Here is a 15,782-nt window from a genome sequence, read left to right on the forward strand (position 1 = left end):
GACCTCAAACAGTTGTGTTATGTTTTTAGAATATAGAATATTCTCATGATTAATGCAAAAGACAACCCTGTAGAATGGCCATTGATGCTAATGGAGCTAGGCGAGATTAAGGAGCAAATTGAGCCACTTGCAAACCAAATGAAAAATGATGGTTTAATTGACGATGAAGATTTTAAGGTGCAAATATTTCATACCATATCTCATCTGAATAGATTGTGGAATGGTAGAAATCAGGTTGGTGAAATCGGTCAAGATTTGCACAGTGAGTTATCTAAAACACCAGCCGACTTCATTCCGCTTGGTTAAAAAGCATAACCAGTCTATGCATCAGCCCACAGACAATACAGTTATTGACTTAGGTATTGGTGTGATAACTGTATCTTACTGCCTAATAAAGTTATACCTTCTATCAAGGAGATTTGACTGGAGTTTTCTACCTTGAAGAGTTTGTTCTCAACGCCTTCCAGTATTTACTTTTTGTTTTTTGTGTGCGCACATAGATCTCTTTCTGACGGATAAGGAGGGATTTGTGGGTGTGTGGTAGTGGAAGATGGGTTCCTATCTAAATCACTACAAGATGAGGGTAAAGGTAGTTTTGACAGTTACGTTCCGCTCTGAATATCAGAATTCAAGAGCAGCTCCTTCTATTTTTCTGGAGAGAAACATAACTCTTGATTTTTAAACTCTTTTTCAAAAAAATTAGAATAAAAAAGTGCAAAATTATAGAGATGCGTGAAATATAGATGCTACTTTTTGGATAACTGCTAGCCGCATTTGTTTATATGAAAGCACCTATGAGCTGAATTAAGCGAAGTAAAAACTTTCATTCTATAGAAATTGTAGTAGCAAATCTATTGGTAACCATAAGAACAACGATGTTGTTGACTACGATTTTCGGTCAGTCTTCGGCCGCTATTGGGACACAATTCCAGCTGGCAAGTAAAGAATCCCCGGAGCTTGGAAAAGAAATTCCAACGTTATGTGTCAAGCACTCGAGGCCATATAAGTTGAAGCGCTTAGCCACTTCTTGCTTGTTATCGCAGTCAAGCAAGGCAAGAAGGAAAGTAAATGGAGGCACCCATTAGTTTGAGCGATCTTTACATATTAGTTTTGTTTGACTTTTAGTCAGTCAGATGGTTGCATTTGTTTGCCCTGATGTACATATAATATGAGACTCGCACTAAAAGGAAATTTCTTATGGCAACAGTATTTATTTGGAATAACAATTTAGTTTCGTCGAAGGTCGGCAGAGGGCACGAAGTTATTGGTCATGCATCACTTAATATTGTGGATGAGTGGGTGAATTATGGGGTTAATAATGACACATTTTATGTTAGCTGGTGGCCTGCCCAAGGCGGTGGGGGACTCGCGGGTGATTCGTTTCTGGAGGACATTCGAGATGAAGAGGGATATGCACCCGATCATGTTATTAGAATTCCTAAAAACAAGCTCGATACATTAAGTATGCTTGCTAAGTGGCAAGAGATTCGAAATAAACCGGGTGCATCTTATAAGTTTGTGAAAAAAAACTGTTCAACGATAGCCTCCAGAGTACTAAAAGCCGGTTCAAATAAAGGCGGTTCATCACGACACAAGCCTGTTTGGACGCCTCTTTGTGTAAAACGACTTGCATATGCTATGGGCGGTGTTGATATGAACTGGGTTGAGTTTGTCATGGAGCTAAAAGGGTCAATATCAGCGGAATCCCTGGAGCAACTGAAAACAGTTAAAAGAAGAAGTTCTCGTCATGGGCATGCACTTGCAGCGCCACCACGGTTTAATAAGGGAAATGATACCGGGAAAATAGACCCCAATTCGCTATTCAACATCTAATAAAAAACGCCCATTCTTATTGTCACGATAAATATTTTTATCTAAGGCAAAGCAAATGGGCGTCCACCAATCGTAGCCAATGAACAAATGCACAAATTGAGAAAAGAAGTACCGTGAGTTGCCTCCTTATCCCGATTAGTGTGATAGGCAAAGCTTGGTAAAGTTAAACCTCTATAGAGAAGACACCGGTGGGCTTCCTTCCTTGCAGTATCTGCCATCAACGCCTTCCCTTATCCACTTTTCGTTCCTTTTCAATGCACACATAGATTTCTTCGTGGTGGACGTGTAGGGAGTTGGGAGCGTGGATGTCTACCTTTACTTGATTGTCTTTTACTTTCAGTACTTTTATTGAGATTTATGTTCCAATGCGTAGCTTATCGTTTAAGAGGGTGTCCGTCGTTGATGGGTAAGATCAGTATCGGTATTGAGCTAAATAGATAGTAAAAGCATGTATCTGACCCCCCGTCGGGTGATTCGGGCGTTGTGTATCTTAACTGGTCCTACATTTCATCTAAAATAGAAAGTGGAGAAGACCTTTAACGATTGTGTTCAGTAACTTGAAACGAGCTATGCAGCCTATCGAACCAATAGTTGAATACATAGGTATATATCACGATGTAAATCACCATGACTATCTCAAGCATAAATGCTTCTAGGATAGTCAGATTAAAGCTCCAGGCGATTACTGGCAACGTCAGTACCAACATACCCCCCTCAAACAATAACGCATGTATGGCTCTAACGATAAATGTCTTTTCTGGGTTTTTACGTATATTCAATAAGTACCAGTCAAAGGCGTGATTGAAAATCATATTCCAGACCAACGCAAATAGTGATAGTCCAGCTGCAATTGCCAACGACTGGTGTACCTCCAAATCAAACATTGGTACCACTAGTAAGCCACCCGTGAGCAGCAGGAAAAACTCGTAGGAAACTGCCTGCACTAAACGATTCTTCAATGAATAAGTCATCAACCATACTCACTCTGCTTGAGAAAATATGCTTGAATGATATATAGTTAATTTAGATGGAAAAAATTGGATACCATACGTTAAATAGATAGATTGAGTGAATGGCAGTTTCTATTGAACAACTGGAAGCATTTGTAGCTACTGAGCAGGCTGGCTCGTTCTCAGCGGCTGCACGTAAATGTGGAAAGGCACAGTCGGTAATCAGCTCACTGGTATCGAACCTGGAGGTTGACTTGGGAGTCAATCTATTTGATCGAAGTCAACGATACCCGCGATTGACGGACGCTGGTGAGTCACTGCTGGAACGCGCACGGAATCTTATCGAGCAACGTGAGCGATTGATGGCGATCGCACAGGGGTTGTCTCTGGATGTCGAGGCCCGGTTGACGTTGGCTATTGCCCAGCATGTTCGTATTAAAAACCTGGGTGGACTCTTTCAAGAGTTTGAGACCAAATATCCGAATGTTCAAATTACGCTCAGAGCGGGAAGTGTTCAGGATGTACAGACCTGGGTTGAAGGGGATATAGCCCAACTCGGGATTATCACACAACTGGATGAAGTGCCCGCTGGATGCGATTTCAGGGCCCTGGGCCATCTGAAGCTTACAGGCATCGCCTGCGTTGATCACCCGATTGCGAGACTCACTGAAGTTACCTGGGAAGACCTGAAACAATACCGACAAATCTTATTGCAGGAGTTTGAGATATCCAGCCAAACTCGCTGGCTGGTGTCTCCCGACGTGTGGAGTGTGTCACGTGTCGATGATGCACTTGACCTTGTCGAGGCTAATTTGGGCTGGGCAGTATTGCCACTACACGTGGTTGCGAAGGGGATAGCGGCGAAAAAACTGATACAGCTTCCCCTAGTATTTGAGCAGGAGAAAGAGCTGTCACACGGTGTAGATATTATCTGGTCCAGTAAGCGTCCACTGGGTCCCGCAGCCACTGATTTGATGAAGTGGCTGAGCACAGAGGACGCAATACTGAACAAGGATCAGTCGCTATGAAGCGTTTGACAGATCTCGGGCAAAATCTGTGATAGTTGTATCTGGTTTACCTAACACCTGCCAAGTTTTTTGACTCACTGGTTGCTCCTTTAGCTGTTCTACGTAAGTCAGCATATGCTCCATGAATACTGCCTGTTCTTCGGGCAGTCCCATTTCTGCAATGGCGGCGATAGGGAGGAGGACAATTTCTGTTCCCGGAGAATAGCCCTCGACAAACTTCTTGGCTGCTTCAGGCAAAGACATCCCCTCAGTACCCTGAACCGAAAAACTCTGGTTGTAAGCCATCTCATTCCCGATAGCATTACCGATCATCTCTGCCAGATCTGTTGTATTGGTGTAATAGATAGGGTGAACATGATTACCGATGATAGCAAATTGATCGTTCTCAATGAATGTAGGAAAAGTATCTAGGAAGAACGAACAGAAGAAGAAAGTGTAATCAATGCCAGAATTTTTAATGGCCTCTATGCCTGGTTTACGGATTATATTGGTCTCATACTCTAGGCCCTTATCTGCTAATTCCGGATGTAGATAATCAATACCTGCAATCTGCATAATGTGCTGCACACCAGTGACCTTTGCAGCCTCAACGATATTAATCACTCCTTCACGTTCAGTGTGAAAGGGTAAGCTAGGGTCAAGTGACGTAGTATTCAGGGTAATATAAAGCGTTTTGGTACCAACCAGTGCCGAGACCAAGCTCTCTTTGTCCGAGACATCTGCTTCGAGAAGCTGGATACCCTCCGGGAGGATAGTGCGGGCGCTAATTACGTCCCTCACGATCGCAGTTACCTTTACACCTTTTTGATCCAGTTTTCGTGCTACCTGACGACCTAAATGACCTGTGGCGCCAATAATCGTAATAGTTTTCTGCATGATTCAACCTTTAAAGTAATGAATGAAGTAGCCCATACATTGCCTAAGGTCTAAAAAATCTTACAGTTATGTACCATCTATCAAACAGATACTACGAAAGCTTTCACTGCATAAACGTATCTAAGCGACCGACAGGTTTTAGGGGGTAATTAACTTAAAGTCGGCCATGACTGACTACTCTTTAGTCTAAATACTAAAATATCGTCTGCATCAAATTTGAAATTTGCGATTTCGCCTTCTGATTAAATGATCACCTAATTTGGGTGGCGGGTGTCATCGGGTATTGGTATTCAGTTTATTTTGCTCATCCATTTATTATTAATGTATAGCAAGTATTCCATTCGCTATAGGTTTCTTTACCACATAGCAAGTCTCTTAGAATAACTAGCGTCCATTTATCGCCAAATACATCCAGTCCGTTCACGATAGGGCAATCGGAACGCATAAATTGATCGTCAGGGCTCGTACACGCACACTTATACAGAAAAAATGAAATGGTAGATTAGTAACTTCAATTTCGTAAGTAATGGTAGAAATTCATGCCCAAAACATCAGGAGAGTGTTTGTACCGTTTTATTAGTTATAATTGCTCCGAAGAGACTGTAATGGCTGGACACGGCCATTGTACAGATTGTCAGAAAGTTAGTGCCGCAGGACACATTGCCGATATTGCTGTTCCTCACGGAATTTAATCATCAACGGTGATATTGCGATTCATGAGAAGCAGGCGGATAGTAGAAATACAGTAAGGAGGGGTTTTTGTCCTCGCTGTGGTTCGCATAATTATGCAGAAAACAGTGGTATGCCGTGGTTAGAATTTGTCCATGCCGGAAGTCTTCATGATTTGGAGCAATTCAACCCTACGATGATCGTATATGAAAGTAGCGGCGAACCTTGGGATTATATGGACCCAGATTTACAAAAGATTGAAAAAGTGCCAAAGATGTGATTGTAGCCACTCGGGCCAGAGGCCTACAAGACAGTTCGAGCTATGTCTAGTGGGTGCTTATTACGTTCCTGCTTTTTTGAGATTGTTATTAAGCGGCGTTTTATACAACGTTTGAAGATTTGTATTTCTACGAGTAAGCCTGCATAAGATGCCATAAATGATTTACCCCTCGAGAGAATCAGCCAATGAGAAATTTAGCCATATTGATATTTCAAACTCTTGACGGTGTAATGCAAGCACCCAGTATACCCGAGGAAGATTTTTCAGGCGGCTTCCGTCATGGAGGTTGGGCAAAGGATTGTTGGGATGACGTTATGGAACAAGTTTCAAAGGAGGCAATGAAGGAACCGTATGACCTGCTATTAGGCCGTAATACATATAATTTATTTGCCTCAAATTTTGCCAGTGCTGAACCTGATAACCCAGTAGCAGACAAACTAAATCGGGCAAAAAAATATGTGGTGACATCAGGTACTGATGACCTAGCATGGAATAATTCCTTTAAACTAAAGAGCTCTAATGCAGCTGTAGAGGTCGCAAAAATTAAAGAAATAGATGGGCCCCTGTTACAGGTTCACGGTAGTTGGCAATTAGTGCAGTTACTTCTTAAGCATAACTTGGTAGATGAGCTTAGACTTTGGACCTTTCCGGTAGTTGTTGGTGAAGGAAAACGCTTATTTGAAAGCGGTGAAATTTCGTCGAAATACAAACTTATAAAATTTGCGACGTGTCCTTCAGGAGCCTTTATGCACTTCTATCAATCACTAGATCGCAGTGCAGTATGAAATTTTACTTAGATAGACACTCACTCGTATAGTCTCTGATGCAAGGCAATATATTTCTTTTCGGGTTGAGTAATTTTCGCGGTTAACGCAAAAGTGAATCCACAGAGTGACCAGTGATGCAAATGGCACTCGACGAGATTAAAGAGCATATTGAGCTATTTACAAACCAAATACAAAATGATGGTTTAATCGAGGATGAAGATTTTAGGTAGAATATTTCATACCATACCCCACCTGAATAGATTGTAAATGGCAGAAATCAGACTGGTAAAATCGATCAAGATTTACACAATGAGTTGTCTGAAACCCCAATCGATTTCATCCCTTTAGGTTAAAAGGCATAACCGGTCAATACATCAGCCGGTAAATAATGCAGTTACTGACTTAGGTGTTTGTGCGATATCGGTATCTTACTGTCAAATACAGTTTTATCTTCTATTGATAAGACTCGGCTGGAGTTTCCTTCCTTGAAGAGTTTGTTCTCAACACCTTCCAGTGTCTAGTTCTTGTTCTTTTTTACGCTCACGTAGATCTCTTCTTAATGGACAGGGAGAGATTTGCGGGTGTGTATGTGTACCAGTACCCATGCTGTAAGAGTGAAGCCTTTAGAAGAGAGGCCTGGGAATTTGTTCTTTGGGGAGAAATAAAAGAGTGTGTAGGGATGGAAAGTGGCTTCTTGGTCCTCTTTATTTTAGTGTATGACCAGGCTGATAAGCTTTGGAATGATAGAAAAGCGTGATATATAGATATAGTTTCTGAATTAATTGAAAAGGTATTTGATAGTGTGGCTCTAAAATTGTTGCCTGGTAAGCGCAAAGCCATACGGATCTTCAAAAGGGATTTAAGACGTAAATTATCAAATAATTGGGGTAATAAGAGAAAGTATTTAGCCTCTGAGGTGGCTAATAGTGTTCAAAGCCATTATCCCAAATTCTCTAAGTATCAAATGTACGCAATCAACAAGCAGCTCTTATTCCCTTGCTAGACAAAGAGCTGGGAGAACAAGTTGGAGCGGCCATCGTATGTGTAGACAAGGCGCCAAGCCTACAAGGATTGCGCGACTTCTTAACCGAGAGGGGCCTGGCCAACCTTAAGCTACCAGAGCAGCTTTATGTGTTACCGGTTACCGCAGTCGGTAAAGTTGACAAAAGAAGTTTCTGGAATTCAACTCTTAGCGCCTGTTTTAATAGTCAAGTTGTCGATTTTAATTGGCTAAAAATTAGTAATTGTATTCATCAGAGGTTCAGAAATTAGTGAAAATAATACTATCGATATAGAGCTGTACGGCAGACTTTTACTCAATCAAGTAACATTCAAGAAAGGAAGCTTTGGCATGGAATATCGTCATAGAAAATCAGTATTTGCTCAACCTCTCCTCTTATTCATGCTATTAATCTCCAACAATGGAAATGCTGTAGATACTAATGCTTCAGCGATTCATCTTGATAGTCCGGGAGTATACAAAGAGGTATTTAAACCAGGTAAGAAGCATACTATTGATCGTATGATTAAAAAGTATATGCTGGACTACAAAGTTCCAGGCATGGCCGTAGCTATAGTTACCAATCCAGAAAAGCCTGTTATATGGTCTAAAGGCTACGGTGTAAAAAGTCTTGAAAATAATGAAAGGGTTACCAGGAATACTTCATTTTGGCTGGCATCCATCAGTAAGGTAGTTATGGGTACTGCTATGGCCATAGCGCAGGAGGACGGCTATCTCTATTTAGATCAGGAAATTCAAAACTTACTGGGTGAAGATGGCTTTAACATTGACAATCCAGACTCCTTACCTATCACCATTCGAGACCTTGTAACTCACAGCTCGGGAATTAAAGACAGTCTGGCTTACCGGTGCAGCTACTATATCGATCATGGCGACGGTACTCATACAAAGTTGTTCAACTTAATAGAGCCTGGATTCTGTCCAGATAGCAGTCCAATTACACTGGATGGATTTCTCGGTGCCTATTTGGACAGTGATGGGGAATTTTACGATTCCAGTAGTAACTTCACGGGCTTACCACCCGGACAAGACTACAAATACTCAAATATCGCCGCAGCATTAGCTGGCTACTCAGTGGAACTTAGCACAGGCTTAACTCTGGCTGATTATGCAGAGCAAGAGATTTTTACCCCTCTTGGTATGCACAATACCAGCTGGAGTTTCTCCAAGTTAAACCAGAGCAACCTGGCAAGCCCTCATACCACAGTTGATAACACCCTATCTTCAATTCCATTTTATGAACTCGCAACCTGGCCAGATGGTGGCCTACGGAGTAGTGCATTTGATATGGCGAGATTTTTAGCCGCAGTAATGAACGAAGGAGTGTTAGCTTCACGAAAATCTGGCATCAAGATCCTCGAGGCAGAATCAGTTAATCAAATGCTGACGCCTTACCAGAATGGTTTTGGGGTCTTCTGGTATTCTGACTGGCTTTGGAATTATGGGGGTAAAGACCATATTCTAATCGGTCACAACGGAGCTGAGCTTGGATATTTTTCCTACCTAGTGTTCAATCCAAAGGATAACGTTGGAGTAATCTTATTGGCTAACACTGATCGTGGAGATAAGACAGAGAGTATTGAAAAATTAATTAAAGACCTCTTTGAGGCGACTCAAGGACGGTAACAACCTGTTTCGGGGCTCTAAATATTTCTAAGGGGGAATAAAATCCTCCCTTAGAAATACGACGTTGACTTATGTCATTGCAAAGTGCATGGCGCTTAAAAGTGTAGGAAACACCTGTCTGCCGGATATCATGGTATTTCTAGTCAAACTCAGCATGTTCAAACACGTTTACATCGTAATCGCTATCTTGCCAATATTGTGCAGTGTATATTCAGCACTCATATACAGGGAGTCAGTAAGATAATAGCGAAAGCCCGCACCTACGTGAAAATAACTTTTACTGAGCTTTTTCGACCTTTGGAAACTACCACCCGAATAAGCTTTATCAATAGTATAAGACCAATCCAGCTGACCAAAGCTATAGCCACCGAGCAATTACATACAAGCTCTGTTACAGTTTCTGGACAACTCTAATACTCTTTTAATAGAGAACAGATCCAGATCATACCCTTTAGTGATATTGTACAGTTCTACAACTAAAACCTCTCCGCCAGTAAGTGATCTTACCAGATCGTAGGTAAGGGTTGTATTTAGAGTACTGGGATGGCATCGCTGAATGCCAAGTCATGGAAGGCTCAAAGGGCTGTGTCATCATATCAAACAAAGATGGAATAATTTTAGGCTCTAGAGAGTACGAGATTGCTTCAGAGGGTATTAAGGAAACCTGTCAATATGGCCATAGTTTCTATGGCTGGGCAGTGGTTGAACGAATTGAGGAAGTTCATGGGGCAGTTTACATTTTTGTGGATCAAGCATTAGCATTAATTTTTACAGCTGAATCATTGGAGTTAATAAATTTCAAAGTTAAATTTTTAGATGCAATAAACAAGCATATGTAACACGCCCAAGATACATTTAGGCCAGAATATGATCTCTGTTTTTTTCAATAAAGATCCCTTTTCCATCAATATATCGTTTGAAAGCGTCTTTGGCCTGAGTTCCCCAATGGTGGAGTAGCGCGAAGGAGAAGAAAGTTAGGTATAAACCTCGGTTAACGGCCTAGTCTATATGGCATTGAAGCCTTGGATCTATCTCTGGCCCGTACCCAACCTCGTGCGTCATTACCAGATACGTTGAACGCACGCTCACACTGGTTGAGGGGGCTGGAGAGAGGTTTAGCTGCCAAATGATCTAGATACGTCAGAGAATCTTATAAATCTCATATCTCTGCTTGAGGTAATATTTCTAGAATAAATGAAATACCGTTACTATAAAGGGTACTATTGGAGCAAGAGTAAAGAACATAGGCCTCTTGCGGCACATTTTGAATACATCCAGGTAGACTTGCAGTCGGGAGTTTGCGTTATAAGGCTTTGCATGGGACCTATTCAGCCAAACCGGCTATTCACTAAGCCCAATAATACTATCAGTATCAACGTGCATCTTTATTTCGCAATACTATTGAGTAGCCCTTTAATCGGCGTATCTACATTGGTGACTTGGTGATTCATTTATCGTAGTCTTGACTGACAACTGATTAGCACCAAATTCACTTTGAGCTAATCAGAAGTTCCCTAGGATTTGAAATGGAACTATAGCCAAACGAAACTGTGACACATAATAATTAAGGCGATGGCAATCCTATGTTAAGTTTTGAATTTAATACTACAAAATCGATTATAAACGGCCCTGGCGGGTTAAATAAAATTAGTGAGATATGTGACCAACTAAATATAACTAAGTTGTTAGTGGTCACTGATCAAGGTATTGTAAATTGTGGTTTGGTTGAGAGACTGAAGGAGCAATTACATAGTAAATTCGCGACCATTATCTTTGATGGAGTTAGTGCTGATCCTAAAGAGCAGATCGTATTGTCGGCAGTAGCCTTAGCAAAGCAGCATAATGTTGATGGTGTAATTGGATTTGGTGGTGGCAGTTCAATGGATACCGCTAAAGTGGTTGCTGTAATGATGGATTCTCACCAACCTCTAGAACAGCTATATGGGCTTGAACGAGTTCAAGGAGTTCGCGTACCTTTGGTTTTAATACCTACCACTGCTGGCACCGGTTCAGAAGTAACACCCATCGCGGTTTTAACAACAGGGGAAACCACCAAAGATGGCATCGTCGCTAAACAATTATTACCAGATGTTGCCTTATTAGATGCACAATTAACTCTAGGGTTACCAGCTCATGTGACTGCTGCAACTGGCATTGATGCTATGGTGCATGCCATAGAGGCATATACGTCTAAGCATAAAAAAAATGCCTATTCAGATATGCTAGCTAAGCAGGCGTTGTTATTGCTATCAAGAAATATAGAACAGGCCACACATCATGGCGAGGACATAGAAGCAAGACAAAATATGTTATTGGGTGCCTGCCTTGCAGGTCAAGCTTTTGCCAATGCACCAGTTGCCGCTGTACATGCTCTAGCATATCCATTAGGGGGGCATTTTCATGTACCTCATGGATTGGGTAACTCGTTAGTATTACCACATGTAATGCGCTTTAATCAGAGTGATACAGCCAAGCTCTATAGTGAATTGGCGCCATATATTTGTGAACACATAAATACGTCTCAATCAGATCAAAAAGTGTGTTCTGATCTCATTGTCTTTATTGAGCAGCTAATTGAACGATTAAAATTACCCCGGACCTTAAAGCAATTAGATATTGGCGAGCACCATTTAGAGATACTCGCCACAGATGCAATGCTACAAACTCGCTTACTAATCAATAATCCGAAACCGCTGTCTCATGATGATGCACTCTTGATTTATCAGGCTGCTTATGAGGAGGCTTTGTGAGTAAGCAGGCTGTGTTACGTACAGATTATTTTTATTTTGAAGAGTTAACTACCAGATGGATGGATAATGATGTGTATGGGCATGTAAATAATGTAGTTTACTACTCATACTTTGACACAATTGTGAACAACTTTTTGATTAATAAGGCTGACTTAGATATTAAAACCAGTGAGAACATTGGTTACATAGTCAAATCTGATTGTAATTATTTGGCCAGTATTTCTTACCCTGAAAAAATACTTGGTGCTTTTAGGGTTAATAGAATAGGCAATTCTTCGGTGGAATATGGTGTTGCGATTTTTAAAGAAAATCAAGAAAATGCATGTGCACATGGCTCTATGACGCATGTCTTTGTTAATCGTCATACCGAACAGCCGACAAAAATTTCTGGTCAATTGCTCAAGGCGTTACAAAGTGCATCATTTGGTGCTGGTTAACTTTTTAGTCGATAGGGTTGGGGGTTATACTTTTTAATTGGTTGGTGTCCAGGATTACTCTTTACACTGATGGCCTATTTTCGTTCAGCCCGTTATGAAGATGAATGGGAAAAGGTAACTGATAAAATTAGAGTATACAGATTGCAGTAACGCTAACTATGTCTTGAACTCAGTTGATCGTCCCAGATAGTGTTGGTTTTTCACTTATAGAGGGGGCTGCTTTCTGATACATATGAAGGTAACTATAGAGCTGCGACATTGGCTATCTTTGAGATAGTGTGCCCTCAGAGATACCACTATGAGGATAATGGGGAGGAGGTGTGGGTGGGGCCTCTCCATCGTGAATCTGCTCCCACTGCCTTTCAGTGCCTACTTTTTGTTTTACTTTGATACGCGTATAGATCTTTTCACGATAGGCGGGGAGGGATTTGGGGGCGCGGATGCCATTTCCTTTCACTTCCAGCACTATTGCTGAGACGTATGTACCAGCTTGTAGATTTTCATCGGTTTGGGGTTGTGGACGTGATCAGTAAAAGGCGGGGGGCTAGTCAATTGGTAATTGGGGGTTCGCTTCAAGCTACTGAGTTACCTAATTGGATTCGCTATGACTCTAATGGCAATAGGGATCGGGTTTGCGGTTGGCTGTGGCTCGTCGTTAAGCATTGAAGTAATATCGCTTACCAACATCGGATTGAAACTTATGGAGTGAGTCAATGGGTCTAAATGTTTTGAGCTTTACACGGGATGATGCCATAGGGCACGCAAAACTACACAAGCGTGCCAATCAAGTCTATATGAAGAGATTTGATGTGGATGTGGTGCTTAGGAAAGGAAAGCTTGATAATCCGCAGATCGATAAGGTTAGGTATCGTGAGGACCATCGGCCAATGATGGTGAAAAACAACAGAACGGGTGAAGAAAGGCCCAAGCGAAACGATATCGTAACCTACCGGATGCCAGGCTCTTCAGAGCCGTATATTTTGGCTAAATCGGGTGGGGTATCACTTTTCGATGGTATCAGTAGCAAAGTTCCATTTAGAGAGGGAAAGGATGCTTGGTGGATAATTACCAAAGATGCGAGATTGGAACCAGGGTTGATTATTGCAAAAGATATGTTTCCCGATGCAGAAGGCAATACCCACTACTCGATTGAAGCGGAAATCGACATGCCTGTTTCCGAGTATTTTGAAAAGCTTGCCGCCTTAAAAAAATATATGAGAGTTAAGTGATGTCTTATAACTACAAAGATTTGAACTATATACGAGAAGCCCTTGCTTGCTACGAAGAAAAATTATGTGATGTTGATATTAATGAATGTGATGATGAAGAAGCTGAAGAGCTTCAAGAAGATATTCTATACATGGGGCGTTTGAGGGCGCTGACCGATAGAATGATTGACGAGTGGGAGAATAGGGGCCCCACTTTAACCTCAGTCTGAAGATCGGGACATAAAGTAAAAAGGTTAAAGTAGTTAAGGCCTCCCTTATGTAGGGAGGTCGTATTGAGCTAATTATTTAGACAAATATAGGTACAGGTTGCATCTGCCTTCAACTGCCTAACCTAGGTTTTTGTTTCATGAAGAGATTTATACTCCTGGCATGCAAACTTCTATTGATAACCGCTGTATTTATACTGCTGCTGTTAGTGTCATTTCTAACTACTACGCTATTGGTGCAAGGAGATCAACACCCAGAAAGCTGGGTGATAAATGTCTATGATATTTCTGCTATGGCGATAGTAATTGCCCTTTATATTGCCGTAATGGTATATACGTTCAGAAGATTTATTAAGGCAGAAAAGCGCCTCAGGGAGTAGAAGTGTAGTGATGTGATTAGCTTTCGCTGTGTGTCCAAAAGAATTTACGCTTAGGCTTAAGGTAGATTGACCTTTATATATGATGTAGATTGTGGAGATTCGTTTGAAATTTAAAGTAGTAACCTCTAAAGCTGACTATAATAATTATTGTGATTATGTGGTATGTAGTCGTTTGAAATCTCATACATGGATATCGATTCTTAAGAACCTAGTTGTCTGGTTGGCTATCGGTTTAGTTTTTATGTCTTGTGTTCAGTTTGAGAGTGGGAAAATTGAGCTGCGTCCGTTCATGTTAGTTATGGTTATATCACTTGCGTTTCTTTTTTATGTTGCTCTTAGTAGGTTGTTGGCTGTAAAAATAGGCGAGTGTTTTACACCAAATAAAGATGGAATAATATTAGGCTCTAAAGAGTATGAGATTACTCCAGAGGGTATTAAAGAAACTTGTCAACATGGCCATAGTTTCTATAGTTGGGCAGTGGTTGAGCAGGTAGAGGAAGTTAATGGGGCAGTTTATGTTTTTTTGGATCAAGCACTAGCTTTGATTTTTACAGCTGAATCATTAGAGCAAATTGATTTTAAAGATGATCTTTTAGATACATTAAAAATGCATACATAATACACCCAAGATACATTTAGGCCAGAATGTGGTATCTGGCCTTTTTAAGAAAAATACTATTTGCCGGCTAACAACTGATCATGTGAAGAAGTATAGATTATGAGCCGAATAATAGTTTAGGATATCTGTGCCCGCATGAAAGGTTAGAAATATTTGCTTCTGAATTTTCAGGTAGGGTAGAGATGCTTGACCCATTTAATTCTGAGACATGCTTGCTTCCTGCTGATTCTTAAGACGTGGGTGGGTATCCCTATTGGAGGCGTTTGGTGAGGGTGCTTTGCGGGTGGGGAACGATCGCCATGGGGCAGAATACGGAAGTGTGGTTGCCAGTCATCCCGAGTCGGTGTTTAACTATAGCTCGTTGAAGTTACATCTTTTTATATATTTTCTATGCCAATTTTCTAACCTGGTTGCTATTGCTCTGCCAGGTACTCTATTTACTGGGTGTCCAGAGTTTTTTGTCCTTGATATTGTCTCGCGAATGTCAACATTTATCATGAGGAAGTATGATGCTCTGGACACTTCGCCTCTCTGTGAGAGTTATATAATTAATCGAGATAGATCGTGAAAAATGTTCTTAAAGGTTTGTTAATGTCAACGGCACTGGTCACCACGGGCTTTTTCCTGGGTTGGTGGGCAAATTCTCCAAGTTATGACCTGCTCTGTTCTAGCCCCTCCGTTTATGTTTTGAGTCAGGATGTCACGGCTCAAGGTATTAGCATCGCAGCCGGCACGGAGGTCGATCTTCGCTCATGTGAGTACGCAAGCAGGTTTACGGTCAGTTTGTATGCGGAAAAGGGCTCTAGAGAAGAGTTGTTTCAATTTAAAAATAGTGCTCCAAATATAGGTAACCACGGTGCCAGCCAATATCCTATTGAAGAGCATTAGTAAATGTATAATCAGGCAGAGCTTTGTATATATTTTACACGATCGCTACGTTCCTATCTTCATACGAAAAATCCACAAAGTAAGCTTCGACTGATGGTGACGTTAGTACCATTTTCAGAACTTGATACATCCCTATCTGATAGAGGATGGTCTAGAAAAAGATAGGGGTTCTATTGTGGGCTCCTTCCCTTGAGAATCTGCTCCCAATGCCTTCCTTTCGATA

At 41.3% G+C, this 15,782-nt stretch carries 15 protein-coding genes and 1 pseudogene; 13 read left to right on the top strand and 3 right to left on the bottom strand.

The genetic code is table 11. The annotated features are described in order from the left end of the window. Positions 1–45: 45 nt before the first annotated feature. Complete coding sequence (locus ACJJIB_RS10390) at positions 46–306, top strand: hypothetical protein (protein ID WP_444888826.1); 261 nt, start codon at positions 46–48, stop codon at positions 304–306. A gap of 891 nt (positions 307–1,197) precedes the next feature. Then, positions 1,198–1,833, top strand: a complete 636-nt coding sequence (locus ACJJIB_RS10395) for a hypothetical protein (protein WP_444888827.1) — start codon at positions 1,198–1,200, stop codon at positions 1,831–1,833. Positions 1,834–2,050: 217 nt separating this feature from the next. Here ACJJIB_RS10395 and ACJJIB_RS10400 read toward each other — a convergent pair whose 3' ends face one another. Next, positions 2,051–2,188: a carbon storage regulator gene (locus ACJJIB_RS10400; RefSeq protein WP_444888926.1), complete on the bottom strand. Its 138-nt coding sequence runs from the start codon at positions 2,186–2,188 to the stop codon at positions 2,051–2,053. A gap of 181 nt (positions 2,189–2,369) precedes the next feature. Next, complete coding sequence (locus tag ACJJIB_RS10405) at positions 2,370–2,804, bottom strand: PACE efflux transporter (protein ID WP_444888828.1); 435 nt, start codon at positions 2,802–2,804, stop codon at positions 2,370–2,372. Positions 2,805–2,905: 101 nt separating this feature from the next. Here ACJJIB_RS10405 and ACJJIB_RS10410 point away from each other — a divergent pair, with 101 nt between their 5' ends. Continuing rightward, complete coding sequence (locus ACJJIB_RS10410) at positions 2,906–3,811, top strand: LysR family transcriptional regulator (RefSeq protein ID WP_444888829.1); 906 nt, start codon at positions 2,906–2,908, stop codon at positions 3,809–3,811. Here the strand turns inward: ACJJIB_RS10410 and ACJJIB_RS10415 are convergent. Beyond that, positions 3,806–4,687 (bottom strand): SDR family oxidoreductase, encoded by an 882-nt coding sequence (locus ACJJIB_RS10415; protein WP_444888830.1) that lies wholly within the window; start codon positions 4,685–4,687, stop codon positions 3,806–3,808. The genes ACJJIB_RS10410 and ACJJIB_RS10415 overlap by 6 nt on opposite strands. A 605-nt stretch (positions 4,688–5,292) precedes the next feature. Here ACJJIB_RS10415 and ACJJIB_RS10420 point away from each other — a divergent pair. The 10 genes and pseudogenes from ACJJIB_RS10420 to ACJJIB_RS10465 all read left to right on the top strand — a co-directional run bounded on the left by ACJJIB_RS10420 (position 5,293) and on the right by ACJJIB_RS10465 (position 15,559). Then, a pseudogene (locus ACJJIB_RS10420) lies at positions 5,293–5,636 on the top strand (GFA family protein). Between the two features lie 185 nt (positions 5,637–5,821). Beyond that, positions 5,822–6,421, top strand: coding sequence for a dihydrofolate reductase family protein (locus tag ACJJIB_RS10425; protein WP_444888831.1), 600 nt, complete (start codon positions 5,822–5,824; stop codon positions 6,419–6,421). A gap of 1,333 nt (positions 6,422–7,754) precedes the next feature. Beyond that, positions 7,755–9,050, top strand: coding sequence for a serine hydrolase domain-containing protein (locus ACJJIB_RS10430; protein WP_444888832.1), 1,296 nt, complete (start codon positions 7,755–7,757; stop codon positions 9,048–9,050). Positions 9,051–9,616: 566 nt separating this feature from the next. Continuing rightward, positions 9,617–9,889, top strand: coding sequence for a hypothetical protein (locus ACJJIB_RS10435; protein WP_444888833.1), 273 nt, complete (start codon positions 9,617–9,619; stop codon positions 9,887–9,889). Positions 9,890–10,633: 744 nt separating this feature from the next. Beyond that, positions 10,634–11,800: an iron-containing alcohol dehydrogenase gene (locus ACJJIB_RS10440; protein ID WP_444888834.1), complete on the top strand. Its 1,167-nt coding sequence runs from the start codon at positions 10,634–10,636 to the stop codon at positions 11,798–11,800. Next, positions 11,797–12,237, top strand: a complete 441-nt coding sequence (locus tag ACJJIB_RS10445; protein WP_444888835.1) for an acyl-CoA thioesterase — start codon at positions 11,797–11,799, stop codon at positions 12,235–12,237. Before ACJJIB_RS10440 ends, ACJJIB_RS10445 begins: the two co-directional genes overlap by 4 nt. A 713-nt stretch (positions 12,238–12,950) precedes the next feature. Then, the gene (locus ACJJIB_RS10450; RefSeq protein ID WP_143731642.1) at positions 12,951–13,466 is read left to right on the top strand and encodes a hypothetical protein; all 516 of its coding nucleotides are present in this window, start codon (positions 12,951–12,953) and stop codon (positions 13,464–13,466) included. Further along, positions 13,466–13,675, top strand: coding sequence for a hypothetical protein (locus ACJJIB_RS10455; RefSeq protein ID WP_143731643.1), 210 nt, complete (start codon positions 13,466–13,468; stop codon positions 13,673–13,675). The genes ACJJIB_RS10450 and ACJJIB_RS10455 overlap by 1 nt, the downstream gene beginning before the upstream one ends. A gap of 480 nt (positions 13,676–14,155) precedes the next feature. Beyond that, complete coding sequence (locus ACJJIB_RS10460; protein ID WP_444888836.1) at positions 14,156–14,671, top strand: YcxB family protein; 516 nt, start codon at positions 14,156–14,158, stop codon at positions 14,669–14,671. A 564-nt stretch (positions 14,672–15,235) separates the two neighbouring features. Beyond that, on the top strand, positions 15,236–15,559 hold the full coding sequence (locus tag ACJJIB_RS10465) for a hypothetical protein (RefSeq protein ID WP_444888837.1): 324 nt from the start codon (positions 15,236–15,238) through the stop codon (positions 15,557–15,559). Positions 15,560–15,782 lie beyond the last annotated feature (223 nt).

The sequence above is a fragment of the Microbulbifer mixtoriginis (SeqCode) genome (assembly GCF_052467705.1).

Bases quoted from the DNA above. Each gene is read 5' to 3' on its own strand.
- ACJJIB_RS10390 (WP_444888826.1), top strand. From the start codon at position 46: ATGATTAATGCAAAAGACAACCCTGTAGAATGGCCATTGATGCTAATG.
- ACJJIB_RS10395 (WP_444888827.1), top strand. From the start codon at position 1,198: ATGGCAACAGTATTTATTTGGAATAACAATTTAGTTTCGTCGAAGGTC.
- ACJJIB_RS10405 (WP_444888828.1), bottom strand. From the start codon at position 2,804: ATGACTTATTCATTGAAGAATCGTTTAGTGCAGGCAGTTTCCTACGAG.
- ACJJIB_RS10410 (WP_444888829.1), top strand. From the start codon at position 2,906: ATGGCAGTTTCTATTGAACAACTGGAAGCATTTGTAGCTACTGAGCAG.
- ACJJIB_RS10415 (WP_444888830.1), bottom strand. From the start codon at position 4,687: ATGCAGAAAACTATTACGATTATTGGCGCCACAGGTCATTTAGGTCGT.
- ACJJIB_RS10425 (WP_444888831.1), top strand. From the start codon at position 5,822: ATGAGAAATTTAGCCATATTGATATTTCAAACTCTTGACGGTGTAATG.
- ACJJIB_RS10430 (WP_444888832.1), top strand. From the start codon at position 7,755: ATGGAATATCGTCATAGAAAATCAGTATTTGCTCAACCTCTCCTCTTA.
- ACJJIB_RS10435 (WP_444888833.1), top strand. From the start codon at position 9,617: ATGGAAGGCTCAAAGGGCTGTGTCATCATATCAAACAAAGATGGAATA.
- ACJJIB_RS10440 (WP_444888834.1), top strand. From the start codon at position 10,634: ATGTTAAGTTTTGAATTTAATACTACAAAATCGATTATAAACGGCCCT.
- ACJJIB_RS10450 (WP_143731642.1), top strand. From the start codon at position 12,951: ATGGGTCTAAATGTTTTGAGCTTTACACGGGATGATGCCATAGGGCAC.
- ACJJIB_RS10455 (WP_143731643.1), top strand. From the start codon at position 13,466: ATGTCTTATAACTACAAAGATTTGAACTATATACGAGAAGCCCTTGCT.